Origin of the sequence: Streptomyces sp. ISL-12 (assembly GCF_018614415.1) — a bacterium.
Taxonomy (GTDB): Bacteria; Actinomycetota; Actinomycetes; order Streptomycetales; family Streptomycetaceae; genus Streptomyces.
On sequence record NZ_JAGGOO010000018.1, the window covers coordinates 1 to 19,075 of the forward strand.

Here is a 19,075-nt window from a genome sequence, read left to right on the forward strand (position 1 = left end):
TCCAAACGAAACTGCCTAGCCCAGTGCCTTGCCCGGCAGTTCCACCTTCGCGCCCAGTTCCACGAGCTTCTCCATGAAGTTCTCGTAGCCCCGGTTGATCAGGTCGATGCCGTGCACCCGGGAGGTGCCCTGCGCGGCCAGGGCCGCGATCAGGTACGAGAAGCCGCCGCGCAGGTCGGGGATGACCAGGTCGGCGCCCTCCAGGCGGGTCGGGCCCGACACGACGGCCGAGTGCAGGAAGTTGCGCTGGCCGAAGCGGCAGTCGGAGCCGCCCAGGCACTCCCGGTAGAGCTGGATGTGGGCGCCCATCTGGTTCAGCGCCGAGGTGAAGCCGAGCCGGGACTCGTAGACCGTCTCGTGGATGATGGACAGGCCCGTGGCCTGCGTGAGCGCCACCACCAGCGGCTGCTGCCAGTCGGTCTGGAAGCCGGGGTGCACGTCCGTCTCCAGGGCGATGGACTTCAGCCGGCCGCCCGGGTGCCAGAAGCGGATGCCCTCGTCGTCGATCTCGAAGGCGCCGCCCACCTTGCGGTAGGTGTTCAGGAACGTCATCATCGAGCGCTGCTGGGCGCCGCGGACGTAGACGTTCCCCTCGGTGGCCAGCGCCGCCGACGCCCAGGAGGCGGCCTCCAGGCGGTCGGAGAGGGCATGGTGGGTGTAGCCGCCCAGCTCGTCCACGCCGGTGACGCGGATGGTCCGGTCGGTGTCCATCGCGATGATCGCGCCCATCTTCTGCAGGACGCAGATCAGGTCCTCGATCTCGGGCTCGACGGCCGCGTTGGACAGCTCCGTGACGCCCTCGGCGAGCACCGCCGTCAGCAGCACCTGCTCGGTGGCGCCGACCGACGGGTACGGCAGCCGGATCTTGGTGCCGCGCAGCCGCTGCGGAGCCTCCAGGTACTGCCCGTCCGCCCGCTTCTCGATGGTCGCGCCGAACTGCCGCAGCACGTCGAAGTGGAAGTCGATGGGCCGCCCGCCGATGTCGCAGCCGCCCAGGCCCGGGATGAAGGCGTGGCCGAGCCGGTGCAGCAGCGGTCCGCAGAACAGGATCGGGATGCGGCTGGAGCCGGCGTGGGCGTCGATGTCGGCGACGTTGGCGCTCTCCACGTGGGTCGGGTCGAGCACCAGCTCACCGGGTTCGTCGCCCGGACGGACCGTCACACCGTGCAGTTGCAGCAGTCCGCGTACGACCCGCACGTCGCGGATGTCCGGAACATTGCGCAGCCGGCTCGGCGCGCTGCCGAGGAGCGCGGCCACCATGGCCTTCGGTACGAGGTTCTTCGCACCGCGGACACGGATCTCGCCCTCCAGCGGGGTTCCGCCGTGGACAAGCAGTACGTCATCAGCGCCGTTGACGGTCATGAATCTCGCGTTCCGTGGGGTGGGGCAGGGGACCAGAAGGGAAAGGGTAATCGTCCCCCGCCCCCGCGCCGTAAGCCCAGGGAGGGCACAGCCACTTCACGGCCGCGTCACAACACGAGGCGTTCCCCGGCGGCCACGTGGGGTCACGGTGGCGGGCGCGCGGCGGGGCGTGCCGGGGCATCGCCTGAGCCGCGTTCACTCCGGTGCCCCCGATTGCCTCCCCACCGTGCGGGAAGATGCGGGATCATGTCAGGCATGACCGAGGTGTCCTCGCTCACAGGGCGGCTGCTCGTGGCCACACCCGCTCTGGCGGACCCGAATTTCGAGCGTGCGGTGGTGCTGCTCCTCGACCACGACGAGGAGGGTTCCCTCGGCGTCGTCCTCAACCGGCCGACCCCGGTCGGGGTGGGCGACATCCTGGACGGCTGGGCGGCGCTGGCCGACGACCCCGGCGTCGTCTTCCAGGGCGGCCCGGTCTCCCTGGACTCCGCCCTCGGCGTGGCCGTGGTCCCCGGGGACGGCGACGGCGACCCGCTGGGCTGGCGCCGGGTGCACGGCGCGATCGGCCTGGTGGACCTGGAGGCGCCGCCGGAGCTGCTGGCGCCCGCCGTGGGCAGCCTGCGGATCTTCGCCGGGTACGCCGGCTGGGGTCCGGGCCAGCTGGAGGACGAACTGGCCGAGGGCGCCTGGTACGTGGTCGAGTCCGAGCCCGGCGACGTCTCCTCGCCGCTGCCCGAGAGACTCTGGCGCGAGGTGCTGCGCCGCCAGCGCAGCGAGCTGGCGATGGTGGCGACGTACCCGGACGACCCGTCGCTCAACTGAAGTGTGTGATCTTCAGTACCCTTGGCGGTTATGAGCACTCTTGAGCCCGAGCGCGGGACTGGTACGGGGACCCTCGTAGAGCCGACGCCACAGGTGTCCCACGGCGACGGCGACCACGAGCGCTTCGCCCACTACGTCCAGAAGGACAAGATCATGGCGAGCGCCCTCGACGGCACGCCCGTCGTGGCGCTGTGCGGCAAGGTCTGGGTGCCGGGCCGCGACCCGAAGAAGTACCCGGTGTGCCCCATGTGCAAGGAGATCTACGAGTCCATGAGCGGCGGCGGGGACGACGGCAAGGGCAAAGGCGGCGACAAGAAGTAGCGCACCGTCCTTCCCGCAGGCCCCCTGGGCGCCCGTGCCGGCGCGCTTCGGGGGCCTTTGCGCTGTCCTGCCCGGCGGAAATGGTTCAGACCTCTTGTGGACATGTTCATGTAGTACTTAGCCTCCATGGTGTTGTGCAGAGCGAAATCGCCATTGCGTATGTTGCAACGCCTGCTTGCGGAGGACCGCTGTATGAAGCTCCCCGTCCGACTGGTTCTGCTCCTCACCGTCATCGCCGCCACCGCCTGCGCGCCGGGCACCTCCGGCGGCTCGTCCTCCGACGCGGACGAGAAGACCGGCACCCTGCGCGTCTGGCTCTTCCAGGAGGTCGGCAACGAGCCGAAGGAGAAGGTCGTCGACGCGGCCGTGGCGGGCTTCGAGAAGGCCCACGACGACGTCGACGTCACCGTCGAGTACATCCCCGTGGAGACCCGCGCCCAGCGCGTCAAGGCCGCCTTCAACGACCCCGCCTCCGCGCCCGACCTCATCGAGTACGGCAACACCGACACCGCCGGCTACGTCGCCGACGGCGGACTCGCCGACGTCACCGCCGAGTTCGGCGCCTGGGGCGAGGCGAAGGACACCGACCCGACGGCCCGCCGGTCGGTCACGGTGGACGGCAAGGTCTACGGAGCGCCGTTCTTCGTCGGCGTACGGGCCCTGTACTACCGGACCGACCTGTTCGAGGAACTGGACCTGGAACCACCCCGGTCACTGGCCGAACTGGCCGCCACCGCGCGGAAGATCCGCGCCGCCGAACCCGGCCTGTACGGCCTCGCCGTCGGCGGCGCCTACACCTACGGCGCGCTGCCCTTCCTGTGGGCCCACGGGGGCGAGCTGGCCGACCTGGACAGCGCCGCGTCCCGCGCGGGCATCGAGGCGTACACCGATCTCTTCGGCGACGACAACTGCCCCGCGGCGAAGTGCGCCGGCATGGGCGGCAACGACACGGTGACGGCCTTCGCGGCCGGCAAGGCGGGGATGGCGATCGGGGGCGACTTCAGCCATGCGGCCGTGGAGGCGGGGGCGGTGCAGGGGAAGTACGCGGTCGTGCCGCTGCCGGGGGTGAAGCCCGGGTCGGTCGCGCCGGCCTTCGCGGGCGGCAACAACATCGGCGTACTGAAGTCCACCTCGCACCGCACGCTCGCCGTGGACCTGATGAAGCGGCTCGCCTCGAAGGCGACGCAGCGGGAGCTGTTCGACGCGATGGGCTTCCTGCCGACCTTCACGGACGTGCGGGCGGAGGCGGCACAGGCGGAACCGTTCGTGCAGCCGTTCGTCGAGACGCTGGAGGCCGGGACGGAGTTCGTGCCGGTGTCGGCCGGGTGGGCGCGGATCGACTCGTCGGCGGTGCTGCCGACGATGTTCCAGGAGGTGGTGAGCGGGAAGAAGGGGGTTGCCGCGGCGGCGGGGGATGCGGCGGCGAAGATCGGGTCCGCGCTGTGACGGTGGGTTCCCGGGTGCGGGTGCGTCGTGGTTTCTCGCGTCCACGCGGCGGCAGCCGCACATCGAACACAGCCCCGCGCCCCTTGGGGGCGCGCTTCTCCACCCCCTGGATCTATCTCGCCCCCGCTCTCGTCGTCCTCGGCGGGCTGCTCGTCTACCCCGTCTACCAGCTCGGGCTGATCTCCTTCCTGGAGTACACCCAGGCCCAGGTCAGTGGTGGGGAGCCGACGTCCTTCCAGGGGCTGGGGAACTACCGGGAGCTGTTCGGGGACCCGGAGTTCTGGCGGGTGCTGCTGGCCACGGTCGTGTTCGCCGCCGCCTGTGTCGCGTCGACGCTGGCCGTCGGCTGTGCGCTCGCCGTGCTGCTGACCCGGGTGCGGGCCGTGCCGCGGCTGGTGCTGATGCTCGCGGCGCTGGGGGCGTGGGCGACGCCGGCGGTGACCGGGTCGACGGTGTGGCTGCTGCTGTTCGACCCGGACTTCGGGCCGGTCAACCGGTTTCTCGGCCTCGGCGACCACTCCTGGACGTACGGCCGGTACAGCGCCTTCCTGCTGGTCCTCCTCGAAGTGGTCTGGTGCTCCTTCCCGTTCGTGATGGTCACCGTCTACGCCGGGATCCGCGCCGTACCCGCCGAGGTGCTGGAGGCCGCCGCCCTGGACGGCGCCTCGCAGTGGCGGATCTGGCGGTCCGTACTGGCGCCGATGCTGCGGCCGATCCTGGCCGTCGTCACCATCCAGTCGGTGATCTGGGACTTCAAGGTCTTCACGCAGATCTACGTCATGACGAACGGCGGCGGCATCGCCGGGCAGAACCTCGTCCTCAACGTCTACGCCTACCAGAAGGCGTTCGCGTCGTCGCAGTACAGCCTCGGTTCGGCGATCGGCGTCGTGACGCTGCTGATCCTGCTCGCCGTGACCCTCGGCTACCTGCGGCTGCTGCGGCGCCAGGGGGAGGAACTGTGAGACGTCCGTGGAGGTTCGCCGCCGAGACGTCGGCGGTGCTGATCGCGGCCGTCGTCGCGTTCCCGCTGTACTGGATGGTGCTGAGCGCGTTCCGGCCGGCCGGGGAGATCGAGTCGAGCACGCCCCGGCCGTGGACGTCGGCGCCGTCGCTGGACTCCTTCCGGCGCGTCTTCGGGCAGCAGGAATTCGGCCGTTACTTCCTCAACAGCCTTGTCGTGGCGGGTGTCGTGGTGGTCGCCTCGGCGCTCATCGCGTTTCTCGCCGCGACCGCCGTGACGCGATTCCGGTTCCGTTTCCGGACCACCCTGCTGATCATGTTCCTGGTGGCCCAGATGGTGCCCGTGGAAGCGCTCACCATCCCCTTGTTCTTCCTCATGCGGGACCTCGGCCAGTTGAACACGCTGGGGTCGCTGATCCTGCCCCACATCGCCTTCTCGCTGCCCTTCGCGATCTGGATGCTCAGGGGTTTCGTGAAAGCCGTGCCGGAGGCCCTGGAGGAGGCCGCGTACCTCGACGGGGCGAGCCGGGCGAGATTCCTCTGGCAGGTCCTTTTCCCGCTGGTCTTCCCGGGGCTGGTCGCCACCAGCGTGTTTTCCTTCATCTCCGCCTGGAACGACTTCCTGTTCGCCAAGTCGTTCATCATCAGCGACACCTCGCAGTCCACCCTCCCGATGGCGCTGCTGGTCTTCTACAAACCGGACGACCCCGACTGGGGCGGTGTGATGGCCGCGTCCACGGTGATGACGATTCCGGTGCTGGTCTTCTTCGTACTCGTGCAACGACGACTCGTCTCCGGCCTCGGCGGAGCGGTGAAGGACTGAAAGGACTGAGGTGACCATGGACGTCGATCTGATCCCCGCGCCGCGTGAACTCCGTACGGGCGGGTCCGGGCGGGTCCGCCTGGGCCCCGGGACACGGCTGGCGGCCGGGCCCGGCACCGAGGGCGTCGCGCACTGGCTGCGGGCGACGCTCGGCGCGGCGACCGGGCTGCCGCTGGCGGAGGGCGACGGCCCGCTCCGGATCGAGCTGGGCATCGACCCGGACCTGCCGCCCGAGGGGTACCGCCTCGACACCGGGGAGCACCCGGTACGTCTTGCGGGCGGCAGCGCGGCCGGCGTCTTCCGGGGCGCGCAGACCCTGCGGCAACTGCTCGGTCCGGACGCCTTCCGCCGCGCCCCGGTGCGGCCGGGCCGGGACTGGGAGTTGCCGCCTGTCACCGTCGAGGACGCCCCCCGCTTCCGCTGGCGCGGACTGATGCTGGACGTCGCCCGGCACTTCATGCCCAAGGACGGCGTCCTGCGCTGTCTCGACCTGATGGCCGCGCACAAACTCAACGTCTTCCACTTCCACCTGACGGACGACCAGGGCTGGCGGGTCGAGATCACGCGGTACCCGAAGCTCACGGAGACCGGCTCCTGGCGCTCCCGTACCAAATTCGGCCACCGCGCCTCACCGCTGTGGGACGACAAGCCGCACGGCGGTTTCTACACCCAGGACGACATCCGCGAGATCGTCGCCTACGCCGCCGAACGGCACATCACCGTCGTCCCCGAAATCGACGTACCCGGACACTCGCAGGCCGCCGTCGCCGCGTATCCGGAACTCGGCAACACCGACGTCGTCGACACCGCCGCGCTCGGCGTCTGGGACACCTGGGGCATCTCCCCGAACGTCCTCGCCCCCACCGAGAACACCCTGCGTTTCTACGAGGGCGTCTTCGAGGAACTCCTGGATCTCTTCCCCTCGGAGTTCATTCACGTCGGCGGCGACGAATGCCCCAAGGAGCAGTGGCGCAGGTCGGCGACCGCGAAGGCGCGGATGGAGGATCTCGGGCTGGCCGACGAGGACGAGTTGCAGTCCTGGTTCATCGCGCACTTCGCCGGCTGGCTCGCCGCGCGCGGGCGGCGCCTCATCGGCTGGGACGAGATCCTGGAGGGCGGTCTCGCGCCGGGCGCGGCGGTCTCCTCCTGGCGCGGCTACCAGGGCGGCATCGCCGCCGCGCGCGCCGGACACGACGTCGTCATGTGCCCCGAGCAGCACGTCTACCTGGACCACCGGCAGGACGGCGGCGCCGACGAGCCGGTGCCGATCGGGTTCGTGCGCACCCTGGAGGACGTGTACCGGTTCGAGCCGGTTCCGCCGGAGTTGACGGAGGCGGAGGCCGGGCGGGTCCTGGGCACCCAGGCCAACGTCTGGACCGAGGTGATGGAGAGCCCGGCCCGCGTGGACTACCAGACCTTCCCGCGGCTCGCCGCCTTCGCCGAGGTCGCCTGGAGCGCCCTGCCCGCCCCGGCGGAGAGGGACTTCGCCGGATTCGAGCGCCGGATGACCGGCCATTACGCCCGACTCGACGCCCTGGGCGTCGCCTACCGGCCGCCCGCCGGACCCCGGCCCTGGCAGCGGCGGCCCGGCGTCCTCGGCCGCCCGATCGACGGCCCGCCGCCGGACAAGTGACGAACGGACAACCACAGGGCAACAGACGGCGAACAACGAGCGGCGAACCGTGATCTCCGGTCATGCTCTCCCAAAACCGCCCATCTCCCCGACGAGGTGGGTGAATGCCTCCTAGCGGACCCCCGCGTCCGGGTGCTGCGATGATGTGCCAGAGTTGCCACGTCCGCCCTGTCAGCACGTACCGTACGGCGCACGGGCGGGACCAGTGGGACAGCGGGAAGGGGCAGCGGTTTGAGCACGCACGCACCGCAGGCGGCGCAGGTCGTCACGCTGCCCACAACACTGGACGAGGCCGTGGCGGCACTCGCCGAGCGGCCCGCCGCCGTGCCGGTCGCCGGCGGCACCGACCTCATGGCCGCCGTCAACTCCGGTCAGCTCAGGCCCGCCGCGCTGGTGGGCCTCGGCCGGATCAGCGAGATCCGCGGCTGGCAGTACCAGGACGGCCACGCGCTGCTCGGCGCCGGACTCACCCACGCGCGCATGGGACGCCCCGACTTCGCCGCCCTCATCCCGGCGCTCGCCGCCGCCGCGCGCGCCGCCGGGCCGCCGCAGATCCGCAACGCGGGCACCCTGGGCGGCAACGTCGCCTCGGCAGCCCCCACCGGCGACGCGCTGCCCGTGCTGGCCGCGCTGGAGGCGACCCTGATCGTCGCCGGCCAGGGCGGCGCCCGCCGCGAGGTCCCGGTCTCCCACCTGCTGGCCGGGGTGGAGATGCTGGGCGCGGGCGAACTCATCGGCTACGTACGCGTACCGCTGCTGCACGCCCCCCAGGTCTTCCTCAAGGCCACCGGGCGCACCGGGCCGGGGCGCGCCGTCGCCTCCGTGGCCCTGGTCCTCGACCCGGCCCGGCGCGGGGTGCGGTGCGCGGTCGGCGCCATAGCGCCCATGCCGCTGCGCCCGCTGGAGGCCGAGCAGTGGGTGGCGCAGCTCATCGACTGGGACAACAACCGCGCGATCGTCCCGGAGGCGCTGGCCGCCTTCGGCGAGTACGTCGCCGCGGCCTGCATCCCGGACCCCGCCCCCGCCGAGGACGGGTCCGTACCGCAGCTGCCGCCCGCCGTACTGCACCTGCGGCGCACCGTCGCCGCGCTGGCCCGACGAGCACTGGGGAGGGCGCTGTCGTGACCGACGACCAGCAGGGAGAGGGCACGCCCCAGGGCGGCGGACGCTGGAATCCGCTGCCCCAGGGCGACTACGACGACGGCGCCACCGCCTTCGTCCAGCTCCCCGAGGGCGGCATCGACGCGCTGCTGGACGCCCACGGGGGTGCCGGCAGTCCGCTGGCGGCACCCGGTCACGGCTTCGTGCCCCCGCCGATAACGGTCGCTCCCGCGACGGGTACCGACCCGGCGGCCACCGGCTCCTGGACGATGCCGTCGGCACCGGTCGACGGCACGCAGTGGCAGGCCCCGGAGACGGGACATCAGCCGTACGCGGGTCCGGACGCGGAGCAGCCGTACGGCGCGGCGCTGCAGGACCCGTACGGGGCGGCCGGGCAGTACGGCGGCGACGCGGGCGGCGGCGCCGGGCACGGCCAGTACGGCGCCGGCGCCCCCTACGCGGGGCAGGACGACCGGTTCGCCTACCACCCGGGGGCCACCAGCCAGTGGCACTTCGGCGAGGCCGTCGCCGCGGAGGAGACGGCGCCCGCGCCGGGCCACGACGTGACCGGGCAGTGGTCCATCCCGGTCGCCGGGGGCGACCTGCCGGACGAGTCCGGCGAGTTCACCACGTCGTCCCTGGTCGAGCAGTGGGGCGGCACCCCGCCGGCCACCCTCCCGGGCGGCGCGCCCGCCCCGTGGGCGACCCAGGCGGCGGGCCGTCCGTGGGACGAACGGCCCGGCGAGCCGGGGGCGGAGTACGGCACCGGCCACGACACGGGGCACGGCACGGGGCACGGCACCGGCCACGGCACCGGCCACGGCACTGGCCATGACACAGGGCACGGTGCGGGGCACGAAATGGGGCACGGCACCGGTCACGGTGCGGGCTACGGCACGGAGTACGGCGCGGGCTACGGCGCCGAAACGGTTCAGGGCGGTGCTCCGGGGAGCGGGGAGGCGTTCCCTGAGGAGCGCCGGTACGCGGACGAGCAGGCGTTCCCGGAAGGGCGTACGTACGCCGACGAGCAGACGTTCCCGGAAGCGCGTACCTACGCCGACGAGCAGACGTTCCCGGAAGAGCGCGCGTACGCGGACGAGCAGGCGTTCCCGCAGGCGCGGCCGTTCACGGACGTACGGCCGTATGTGCGGCCTGCCGCCGGGCCGGTCGCGGACGCCGGGCCGGAGCCCGAGCGGGAGCCGGGACCCGCGCCGGAACCCGAGCCCGTCGCGGAGGACACCGGCCGTCCGGCCCAGGAGCCGGACGCGTCGCCGGGCCCGGTCGCGGACGACGCGCCGGGGACCCAGGAGGCCGCTGAGGGCCCCGCTGAGCCCTCCGAGGCGCCCGACCCGGCCGACGGAGCCCAAGCCGCACCCGAGGCCACCGAGGAGCCCGTGGCGCCCGTCGCCCCCGGGACCCCGGCCGAGGGCGCCCCGGACCCCGCGTACGCGTCGGCCCCGGAGCCGCCGCACGACGACACGCCCCCGGAGACGACGCCCGGAGCCATGCCGGAGGCCGAGGCGGAGACGGAGGCGAAGCCCCAGGCCGAGGCCGAGGCCGAGCCTGCGGCTGCTGCCGAGGCCGACGCACAGGCCGATGCCCAGGCCGAGGCGGAGTCCGGCCCGGAAACCGGCCCGGAGTCCGACACCGGCCGCTCCCCGCAGACCGGCCCGGCACCGGAGTCCGAGCCCCCGGCACCGGAGTCCCAGCCGGAGCCCGAGCCCGCTCCGGAGGGCCCCGTGCCCGGGGAGTCCGGCGGCGCCGCCGGGCCCGGCGCGTCCCACGAGGAGCACCCCCTCGCCTCCTACGTGCTGCGCGTCAACGGCACCGACCGGCCCGTCACCGACGCCTGGATCGGCGAGTCGCTGCTCTACGTGCTGCGTGAGCGGCTCGGCCTCGCGGGCGCCAAGGACGGCTGCTCGCAGGGCGAGTGCGGCGCCTGCAACGTGCAGGTCGACGGCCGGCTGGTCGCCTCCTGCCTGGTGCCCGCGGTGACCGCGGCCGGCAGCGAGGTCCGCACCGTCGAGGGCCTGGCCACCGACGGACAGCCCTCCGACGTCCAGCGGGCGCTGGCCCGGTGCGGGGCGGTGCAGTGCGGTTTCTGCGTGCCCGGCATGGCGATGACCGTGCACGACCTGCTGGAGGGCAACCCGGCCCCGACCGAGCTGGAGACCCGTCAGGCGCTCTGCGGCAACCTGTGCCGCTGCTCCGGCTACCGGGGTTTCCTGCGGGCCGTCGAGGAGGTCGTCGCCGAACGCGAGGCGACCGCCGAGGCCGAGGCGGACGCCGCGGACGCGGACGAGCCGCGCATCCCGCACCAGGCGGGCCCCGGCGCCGGCGGCGTCGACCCGTCGGCGTTCGACCCGCAGGGCTCACCCGGCCCCCGCTCCCCGGACGGGCACGACCACCCCCACGGCCAGGAAGGAGGCCACGCGTGAGCAACGAGGCAGCCACCGCCCAGGCCGCGGTCACCGCGGAGCCGGGCCTCGCCCCCGAGCCCGTCGCGCACGGCCTCGGCGCCTCCCTGCACCCGGCCGACGCCCGCGCCAAGACGGAGGGCACCTTCCCCTACGCCGCCGACCTGTGGGCCGAGGGCCTGCTCTGGGCGGCCGTACTGCGCTCCCCGCACCCGCACGCGCGCGTGGTGTCCGTCGACACCAGTCACGCCCGCGAGATGCCCGGCGTACGGGCCGTGATCACGCACGAGGACGTGCCCGGGACCCCGCTGCACGGACGCGGCAGAGCCGACCGGCCGGTCTTCGCCTCCGACGTCGTACGGCACCACGGCGAGCCCATCGCCGCCGTCGCCGCCGACCATCCGGACACCGCGCGGATGGCCGCCGCCGCCGTCATCGTCGAGTACGAGGTCCTCGACCCGGTCACCGACCCCGAGCAGGCCTTCGAGGCGGAGCCGCTGCACCCCGACGGCAACCTGATCCGGCACATCCCGCTGCGCCACGGCGACCCGGAGGCGGTCGGCGAGATCGTCGCCGAGGGCCTCTACCGCATCGGCCGCCAGGACCCGGCCCCCATCGGCGCCGAGGCCGGACTCGCCGTCCCGCGTCCGGACGGCGGCGTGGAGCTGTACCTGGCCTCCACCGACCCGCACACCGACCGCGACACGGCCGCCGCCGCCTTCGGGCTGCCGCCCGAACAGGTGAAGGTCGTCGTCACCGGCGTGCCCGGCGCCACCGCCGACCGCGAGGACCAGGGCTTCCAGCTGCCGCTGGGCCTGCTGGCGCTGAAGACCGGCTGCCCGGTGAAACTGACGGCCACGCGTGAGGAGTCCTTCCTCGGCCACGTCCACCGGCACCCGACGCTGCTGCGCTACCGCCACCACGCCGACGCCGAGGGCCGCCTGGTCAAGGTCGAGGCGCAGATCCTGCTCGACGCGGGCGCGTACGCCGACACGTCGTCGGAGGCGCTGGCCGCCGCGGTCGCCTTCGCCTGCGGCCCGTACGTCGTGCCGAACGCGTTCATCGAGGGGTGGGCGGTGCGTACCAACAACCCGCCCTCCGGGCATGTGCGGGGCGAGGGCGCGATGCAGGTGTGCGCCGCGTACGAGGCGCAGATGGACAAGATCGCCAAGAAGCTGGGCATGGACCCGGCCGAGGTGCGCCTGCGCAACGTCCTGGCCACCGGTGACGTCCTGCCCACCGGCCAGACGGTCACCTGCCCGGCACCCGTCGCCGAACTCCTGGAAGCCGTACGGGACTTCCCGCTCCCCGCGCTCCCCAAGGACACGCCCGAGGACGAGTGGCTGCTGCCCGGCGGTCCCGAGGGCGCGGGCGAACCGGGCGCGGTGCGCCGGGGCGTGGGCTACGGCATCGGCATGGTGCACATGCTGGGCGCGGAGGGCGCGGACGAGGTGTCCACGGCCACCGTGAAGGTGCAGGGCGGCGTGGCGACGGTGCTGTGCGCGGCGGTCGAGACCGGGCAGGGGTTCGCGACGCTGGCCCGGCAGATCGTGCAGGAGACGCTGGGGATCGACGAGGTGCACGTCGCGCCCGTCGACACCGACCAGCCGCCGGCCGGCGCGGGCTGCCGGGGGCGGCACACGTGGGTGTCGGGCGGTGCGGTGGAGCGGGCCGCGAAGATGGTCCGCACGCAGCTCCTGCAGCCCCTGGCGCACAAGTTCGGCATGTCCACCGAGCTGCTGCAGATCACCGACGGCAAGATCACCTCGTACGACGGTGTCCTGTCGACCACGGTCGCCGAGGCGCTCGACGGCAAGGAACTGTGGGCCACCGCGCAGTGCCGCCCGCACCCCACCGAGCCGCTGAACGAGTCCGGCCAGGGCGACGCCTTCGTCGGCATGTCCTTCTGCGCGATCCGCGCGGTGGTGGACGTGGACATAGAGCTGGGTTCGGTGCGGGTCGTGGAACTCGCCGTCGCCCAGGACGTCGGCCGGATCCTCAACCCCGCGCAGCTGGCCACCCGGATCGAGGCGGGCGTCACGCAGGGCGTGGGCATCGCGCTCACCGAGAACCTCCGCACGCCGCGCGGCCTGGTCCGCCACCCCGACCTGACCGGCTACGCCCTGCCGACGGCGCTGGACACCCCGGACATCCGGATCGTGAAGCTCGTGGAGGAGCGGGACGTGGTCGCGCCGTTCGGCGCGAAGGCGGTCAGCGCGGTGCCGGTGGTGGCGTCGCCGGCGGCCGTGGCGTCGGCGGTGCGGGCGGCGACGGGGCGGTCCGTGAACCGTCTTCCGATCCGTCCGCAGGCCGCGGTGGTCACCGAGAGCTGACGTGGCCGTGGGCCACTCGCTTCTTGTCAGCGTCGTGCTTCCACGGCCCGCGTCAAGGGCGCTCCGCTGTCGCTCCGCGTCGCCTTCGGCGATGGGCCTGCGGCCCACCCTTGACCCGAGCCGTTCCAGCACGGGGCGGAAGCGAGCGAGCGGCCCGGAGAGGCGGGTGGCCGGGCCGCACTGTCCCTCGGGCTCCCTTTCCTGTGCCCCGGCGTGCGGGGGCGCGGTCGCGTCTCGCAGGCACGCCGGGGCGGCCACGCGGCGAACGCTGAGTGGGTGGCATGGGTGGCATGGGTGGCATGGGTGGCATGGGTGGCATGGCGGCATGGGCGGCAGGGGTGGTGTGGGTGGGGGGTGGGCTCGGAAAACGTGAGCACTTGGGGGCGAAGTGTTCACGGTTTTCGGGAGGGGGGCGGAGGCAACGTGTGGGGCGGCCGGTGCGTCTTGGTGGGGGAACGGGTTTCGCGCGCAGGGGCGTTGTCAGTGGTGCCGCGTAGTGTGCGAAGCGGTGGGGGCGGCGTGGCCGGTCCCGTCCAGGGGCACGCACGACATCCGGGGGAGACCATGCGCGGGGCGATGAGCGATACGACGATGACGGCGAGCGGTGTGTGCGCGGAGGGCCGGAGCGGCCGGTCCGCGCTGTCCCTGCTGACCCAGGTGCGCGCCGCGACGTCGGTGGAGGATCCGTCCTGGGCCCGGGGGGCCGTCCGGCGCGGGCCGGCGGGGGGCGAGCTGTCGCTGCTGTGGAAGACGTCGGTGCTGATCGGCTGCCTGGCCCTGGCCACGGGGCGTCGTAGCACCGTGCCGGCCCCGGACCTGCCGTACCGCTTTCTGGACCGTGAGTTCGGCCGGGGGCGGGTGACGCGTTTCGAGGAGGTCGACTTCCCGGCCTGCCTCACCCATGAGCCCACCCGCCGTTTCCTGTGCCAGACGGGTCTGCCCGAGGAGGCGTTCACCTTCCGGCTGGAGTCCGACGACGACATGCCCCTGCCGACGCTGGCGGAGTACTACGAGGACGATGAGTGCCGTTCCGCCCTGCCCGAGCGGGCGGACCGCCTCGTCCGTCTGGGCCGCCTGGCGGACGGTGCCACGGTGACCGTGGACGCCACCACGGGCACCGTCCTGACCTGGTATCCGACCACCGGCACCCTCAGCGCCCTGGCCCCGGACCTTCCCGCCTTCGCCCTCACCCTGTGGGCCCGGCACCGGGCGGCGCGACTGGAGGCCGTGGCGGGAATCGAACCCGCCTGACGGCCGCTGCGATCTCGGCGGGTGATTATTCCTCGGTGCCGAAGCAGCACCCATAGGTGCCGTTGTCGTACGTCATTCGTTCCGGCAGGAGTTCATCGCAGTTCGGGCAGACGAGGAGATCGGGCGGGTTGATGCGCATGACCGCGGCATTCTCCATGGCGAAAACCGACAGCACCGCGGACCTGCCGTGTTCTTTGATCCCTTGCTGCAGGAACTCGAACGCGCCGTACACGTGACCGCATTCGCACTCGATGCGGTTGCACCGGAACACGCCGATGTCCTCGATGCCGAGCTCCTTGGCGATCCTGGCCTTCTCCTCGCTCGACACCTTCCTGATGCCGGTCTCTCTGACCCGGGCAGGCGTCCAGTACCAGGTCTTGACGGCCTTCGCCTGTGACAGGGACGTGTAGAACGTCGCTGACCTGCCGCTGGTGATCGCGTCCCGGACGGTGCTCACGATGGTGCAGTCGTCCGCCGCGATGACGGCTTTTCCGCCGGCTGCGACTCTTTCGACGTCGTCCAACGCAACTTTTTCCATGCGGGTCACTTTTCTTCCGCCGGCCCGTGAACGCCAGACGGCACGCTGTCGCTCCGCTCGATCGGCTCACGGCCGCGGAAAAAGAGGCCGTGGCGGGAATCGAACCCGCGTAACCCGCTTTGCAGGCGAGCCCCTCAACCACTCGGGCACACGGCCGTGTGCGTCGTTCGTGGACGACCGTAGGCGGGGGAGGAGGACCGGCTCAAGGGAAGGGCGGGGGCCGCAACGGGACTGCCATACGCCGTTCATGAACGGGCTGGGGGCGTAGGACCAAGGTCGTTGCCGAGTCCCGTCTCCGGACAGGGGTCAACCTCGCTTTCGCCTCTTACGCTGACGGTCATGACCGTCTCCGAATCGCGCGACACCGGTGTCGCCGCCGTCCCGCCCGGCAAGCCCGAGACCGTGCTCAGCCCCGCCCACCGGGCCCTGAGCATCGGCATCGTCTCCGTCATCGTGCTGATCGCGTTCGAGGCGACGGCGGTGGGGACGGCGATGCCGGTGGCGGCGCGGGAGCTGGACGGGGTGTCGCTGTACGCGTTCGCGTTCTCGGGGTACTTCACGACCAGCCTGTTCGGCATGGTGCTCTCGGGTCAGTGGTCCGACCGGCGCGGTCCCCTGGCGCCGCTGGCGTGGGGGATCGGCAGCTTCGCGGCCGGGCTGCTGGTGTCGGGGACGGCCCAGGCGATGTGGCTGTTCATCCTCGGGCGGGCCGTGCAGGGGTTCGGCGGCGGACTGGTGATCGTCGCCCTGTACGTGGTCGTGGGGCGGGCGTACCCGGAACGGCTGCGCCCGGCGATCATGGCGGCGTTCGCGGCCGGGTGGATCGTGCCGTCCATCGTCGGGCCGCTGGCCTCGGGCGCGGTGACCGAACACCTGGGGTGGCGCTGGGTGTTCGTCGGGATTCCGGTCCTGGTGGTCGTCCCGCTGGCACTCGCGCTGCCGCGGATCCGGGAGCGGGCGTCCGGCCCGGTGACCCCGGGCGGGCCCGCCTCCTTCGACCGCCGCCGCATCCGGCTCGCCCTCGCGATCTCGCTCGGCGCCGGACTCCTCCAGTACGCCGCCCAGGACCTGCGGTGGATCTCCGTCGTGCCGGGTGCGGTGGGCGCCGCGCTGCTCGTCCCGGCCGTGCTCGGGCTGCTCCCGCGCGGCACCTACCGGGCCGCCCGCGGCCTGCCCTCCGTAGTCCTGCTGCGCGGCGTCGCCGCCGGCTCCTTCATCGCCGCGGAGTCCTTCGTCCCGCTGATGCTGGTCACCCAGCGGGGGCTCAGCCCGACACTGGCCGGGTTCTCGCTGGCGGCGGGCGGGCTGACCTGGGCCGGTGGTTCCTGGTTGCAGTCCCGGGCCCGGGTGGAGCCGTACCGGGAGCGCCTGATGGCCCTCGGCATGGTGCTGGTCGCCGCCGCCATCGCCGCGGCGCCGAGCGTCCTCGTCGACGCCGTGCCCGCCTGGACGGTGGCCGTCGCCTGGGCCTTCGGCTGCTTCGGCATGGGCCTGGTGATCTCCTCCACCAGCGTGCTCCTGCTCAAGCTCTCCGCCCCCGAGGAGGCCGGTACCAACTCCGCCGCCCTCCAGATCTCCGACGGCCTGTCCAACGTCCTGCTGCTGGCGGCCGGGGGAGCGGCCTTCGCCGCGCTCGGCGGCGGCACGGTCACCCACACGGCGACCGAGGCCGCGGGGTCCCGTCCGGGGGCGTTCGCGGCGGTCTTCCTGCCGATGGCGGGGGTGGCGCTGGTGGGGGCGTGGGTGGCGACCCGGCTGCGGACGGCCGAGCGGTGAGCGGTCCGGCGGGTGGTCCGGCGGGCAGTGCGTCGGGCGGTGCGGCGGCTGCGGGGACGTCGTCGGGAGGCCGTGAGGGCCGGTCGGGACGGTGGTGTGACCTCCGTCCCACCCGGTGCCGACCCGCCTGCGTCCGGGCGTGGCCGGGTCCCGGCCGCCGGTAGGGTGGCCCGGTTGTCATACGTGGCCGAGCCGACCGACCCCCTTCGGAGACCGTGACTACCACCGCCAGTTCCAGCGCCTCGCACCACCTGTCGCCGGCCTTTCCCGGCCGTGCCCCCTGGGGCACCGCCGGCAAGCTGCGGGCCTGGCAGCAGGGGGCGATGGAGAAGTACATCCAGGAACAGCCCCGCGACTTCCTGGCGGTCGCCACACCCGGCGCCGGCAAGACGACCTTCGCGCTCACACTGGCGTCCTGGCTGCTGCACCACCACGTCGTGCAGCAGGTGACCGTGGTGGCCCCGACCGAGCACCTGAAGAAGCAGTGGGCGGAGGCCGCGGCCCGGATCGGGATCAAGCTCGACCCCGAGTACAGCGCCGGGCCGCTCGGCAAGGACTACCAGGGCGTCGCCGTCACCTACGCCGGTGTCGGCGTACGGCCCATGCTGCACCGCAACCGGGTCGAGCAGCGCAAGACGCTGGTCATCCTCGACGAGATCCACCACGCCGGTGACTCCAAGTCCTGGGGCGAGGCGTGCCTGGAGGCGTTCGAGCCGGCCACGCGGCGCCTCGCGCTGACCGGTACGCCGTTCCGGTCGGACACCAACCCCATCCCCTTCGTCACGTACGAGGAGGGCAACGACGGCATCCGGCGGTCCGCCGCCGACTACACCTACGGGTACGGGTCCGCGCTCGCGGACGGGGTCGTGCGTCCCGTCATCTTCATGAGCTACAGCGGCAACATGCGCTGGCGGACCAAGGCGGGGGACGAGATCGCGGCGCGGCTCGGCGAGCCGATGACCAAGGACGCGATCAGCCAGGCATGGCGCACCGCTCTCGACCCGCGCGGCGAGTGGATGCCGTCCGTGCTGCGCGCCGCCGACCAGCGGCTCACGGAGGTCAGGAAGGCCATTCCGGACGCCGGGGCGCTCGTCATCGCCGCCGACCAGGACTCCGCCCGCGCCTACGCCAAGCTGATCCGGGAGATCACCGGCAGCAAGGCCACCCTCGTGCTGTCCGACGACGCCGGCGCCTCCAAGAACATCGACACCTTCAGCGGCAGCGACGACCGGTGGATGGTCGCCGTCCGGATGGTGTCGGAGGGCGTCGACGTGCCGCGGCTGGCGGTCGGGGTGTACGCCACGACCATCTCGACGCCGTTGTTCTTCGCGCAGGCCGTCGGGCGTTTCGTGCGGTCCCGGCGACGGGGCGAGACCGCGTCCGTGTTCCTGCCGACCGTGCCCGACCTGCTCTCCTTCGCCAACGAGATGGAGCGCGAGCGCGACCACGTCCTCGACAAGCCGAAGAAGGACGGCGAGGAGGACCCCTACGCCGAGTCCGAGAAGGAGATGGACGAGGCCAACAAGGAGCAGGACGAGGACACCGGCGAGCAGGAGCAGTTCTCCTTCGAGGCGCTGGAGTCGGAGGCCGTCTTCGACCGGGTCATGTACAATGGCGCCGAGTTCGGCATGCAGGCCCACCCGGGGAGCGAGGAGGAGCAGGACTACCTCGGCATCCCCGGACTGCTGGAGCCCGACCAGGTGCAGCTGCTGCTCCAGAAGCGGCAGGCCCGGCAGATCGCGCACAGCCGCAAGAAGCCGGACGAGGAGGCCGACCTCCTCGAACTCCCCGCCGAACGGCGGCCGGTGGTCTCCCACAAGGAGATGATGGAGCTGCGCAAGCAGCTCAACACCATGGTCGGCGCCTACGTCCACCAGAGCGGCAAGCCGCACGGGGTCATCCACACCGAACTCCGGCGCGTCTGCGGCGGACCGCCGAGCGCCGAGGCCACCGCCGGGCAGCTCCGCCAGCGCATCGCCAAGGTCCAGGAGTGGGCCACGCGCATGAAGTGAGCGTCGGGGCACGGACCGTGTGCGGTACGTATGCGGACAAACACGGGCAGTCCGTACCGGCCGGTGACCGGATTCTGGACGGAACCTTCCGCTGAGCGGACCGGCTCGCTACTGTCACGCTACGCACACGCCCCGTGGCAGCGCCGCCGCGGAGCGCAGCCGTGAAGCGACTCGGGCCCGGACACGCCGGGCCGCCGGCCGATCGGCGGCCTCTGAAGCACGTCGCCGACGGGACTCGGTGACGCATCCGCCGCGAAGGGGCCGCAGACCTCACCACAAA

At 72.6% G+C, this 19,075-nt stretch carries 14 protein-coding genes and 1 tRNA gene; 12 read left to right on the forward strand and 3 right to left on the reverse strand.

Features of this window, described 5'->3' with window-relative positions:
- Positions 1–15: 15 nt before the first annotated feature.
- On the reverse strand, positions 16–1,362 hold the full coding sequence (gene murA, locus J7I94_RS05285; protein ID WP_215165487.1) for a UDP-N-acetylglucosamine 1-carboxyvinyltransferase: 1,347 nt from the start codon (positions 1,360–1,362) through the stop codon (positions 16–18).
- A 255-nt stretch (positions 1,363–1,617) separates the two neighbouring features.
- Between murA and J7I94_RS05290 the strand changes: the two genes are divergently transcribed.
- The 10 genes from J7I94_RS05290 (at position 1,618) to J7I94_RS05335 (ending at position 14,469) form a co-directional block, all read left to right on the forward strand.
- A complete protein-coding gene (locus tag J7I94_RS05290; protein WP_215165488.1) occupies positions 1,618–2,184 on the forward strand; it encodes a YqgE/AlgH family protein in 567 nt (188 codons plus the stop codon).
- Between the two features lie 30 nt (positions 2,185–2,214).
- Complete coding sequence (locus J7I94_RS05295) at positions 2,215–2,505, forward strand: DUF3039 domain-containing protein (RefSeq protein WP_215165489.1); 291 nt, start codon at positions 2,215–2,217, stop codon at positions 2,503–2,505.
- A gap of 192 nt (positions 2,506–2,697) precedes the next feature.
- Entirely contained in the window at positions 2,698–3,951 is a 1,254-nt protein-coding gene (locus tag J7I94_RS05300) for an extracellular solute-binding protein (RefSeq protein WP_215165491.1), read from the forward strand.
- Positions 3,952–4,034: 83 nt separating this feature from the next.
- A complete protein-coding gene (locus J7I94_RS05305) occupies positions 4,035–4,913 on the forward strand; it encodes a carbohydrate ABC transporter permease (protein WP_251074692.1) in 879 nt (292 codons plus the stop codon).
- The gene (locus J7I94_RS05310) at positions 4,910–5,734 is read left to right on the forward strand and encodes a carbohydrate ABC transporter permease (RefSeq protein WP_215165493.1); all 825 of its coding nucleotides are present in this window, start codon (positions 4,910–4,912) and stop codon (positions 5,732–5,734) included. Before J7I94_RS05305 ends, J7I94_RS05310 begins: the two co-directional genes overlap by 4 nt.
- A gap of 16 nt (positions 5,735–5,750) precedes the next feature.
- Positions 5,751–7,367 (forward strand): beta-N-acetylhexosaminidase, encoded by a 1,617-nt coding sequence (locus tag J7I94_RS05315; protein WP_215165495.1) that lies wholly within the window; start codon positions 5,751–5,753, stop codon positions 7,365–7,367.
- Positions 7,368–7,598: 231 nt separating this feature from the next.
- Positions 7,599–8,492 carry a xanthine dehydrogenase family protein subunit M gene (locus J7I94_RS05320; protein ID WP_215165496.1) on the forward strand — a complete coding sequence of 298 codons (894 nt, stop codon included), beginning with the start codon at positions 7,599–7,601 and terminating at the stop codon, positions 8,490–8,492.
- Complete coding sequence (locus J7I94_RS05325) at positions 8,489–10,906, forward strand: 2Fe-2S iron-sulfur cluster-binding protein (protein ID WP_215165498.1); 2,418 nt, start codon at positions 8,489–8,491, stop codon at positions 10,904–10,906. Before J7I94_RS05320 ends, J7I94_RS05325 begins: the two co-directional genes overlap by 4 nt.
- Entirely contained in the window at positions 10,903–13,218 is a 2,316-nt protein-coding gene (locus tag J7I94_RS05330; protein WP_215165500.1) for a molybdopterin cofactor-binding domain-containing protein, read from the forward strand. Before J7I94_RS05325 ends, J7I94_RS05330 begins: the two co-directional genes overlap by 4 nt.
- Positions 13,219–13,794: 576 nt before the next feature.
- Positions 13,795–14,469, forward strand: coding sequence for an SUKH-4 family immunity protein (locus J7I94_RS05335; protein ID WP_215165502.1), 675 nt, complete (start codon positions 13,795–13,797; stop codon positions 14,467–14,469).
- Positions 14,470–14,494: 25 nt separating this feature from the next.
- Here the strand turns inward: J7I94_RS05335 and J7I94_RS05340 are convergent, their stop codons facing one another.
- Positions 14,495–15,007, reverse strand: a complete 513-nt coding sequence (locus tag J7I94_RS05340; protein WP_374198360.1) for a hypothetical protein — start codon at positions 15,005–15,007, stop codon at positions 14,495–14,497.
- Positions 15,008–15,091: 84 nt separating this feature from the next.
- Positions 15,092–15,163 (reverse strand) — tRNA-Cys (locus tag J7I94_RS05345).
- A 183-nt stretch (positions 15,164–15,346) separates the two neighbouring features.
- Here J7I94_RS05345 and J7I94_RS05350 point away from each other — a divergent pair.
- The gene (locus J7I94_RS05350) at positions 15,347–16,783 is read left to right on the forward strand and encodes an MFS transporter (protein WP_215165506.1); all 1,437 of its coding nucleotides are present in this window, start codon (positions 15,347–15,349) and stop codon (positions 16,781–16,783) included.
- A 215-nt stretch (positions 16,784–16,998) separates the two neighbouring features.
- Entirely contained in the window at positions 16,999–18,795 is a 1,797-nt protein-coding gene (locus tag J7I94_RS05355) for a DEAD/DEAH box helicase (protein WP_215165508.1), read from the forward strand.
- Positions 18,796–19,075: the final 280 nt, after the last annotated feature.

What these genes read in the sequence shown, in the direction of transcription:
- murA (WP_215165487.1), bottom strand. Translation starts at nt 1,362, where the DNA reads ATGACCGTCAACGGCGCTGATGACGTACTGCTTGTCCACGGCGGAACC.
- J7I94_RS05290 (WP_215165488.1), top strand. Translation starts at nt 1,618, where the DNA reads ATGACCGAGGTGTCCTCGCTCACAGGGCGGCTGCTCGTGGCCACACCC.
- J7I94_RS05295 (WP_215165489.1), top strand. Translation starts at nt 2,215, where the DNA reads ATGAGCACTCTTGAGCCCGAGCGCGGGACTGGTACGGGGACCCTCGTA.
- J7I94_RS05300 (WP_215165491.1), top strand. Translation starts at nt 2,698, where the DNA reads ATGAAGCTCCCCGTCCGACTGGTTCTGCTCCTCACCGTCATCGCCGCC.
- J7I94_RS05315 (WP_215165495.1), top strand. Translation starts at nt 5,751, where the DNA reads ATGGACGTCGATCTGATCCCCGCGCCGCGTGAACTCCGTACGGGCGGG.
- J7I94_RS05335 (WP_215165502.1), top strand. Translation starts at nt 13,795, where the DNA reads ATGAGCGATACGACGATGACGGCGAGCGGTGTGTGCGCGGAGGGCCGG.
- J7I94_RS05340 (WP_374198360.1), bottom strand. Translation starts at nt 15,007, where the DNA reads ATGGAAAAAGTTGCGTTGGACGACGTCGAAAGAGTCGCAGCCGGCGGA.
- J7I94_RS05350 (WP_215165506.1), top strand. Translation starts at nt 15,347, where the DNA reads ATGACCGTCTCCGAATCGCGCGACACCGGTGTCGCCGCCGTCCCGCCC.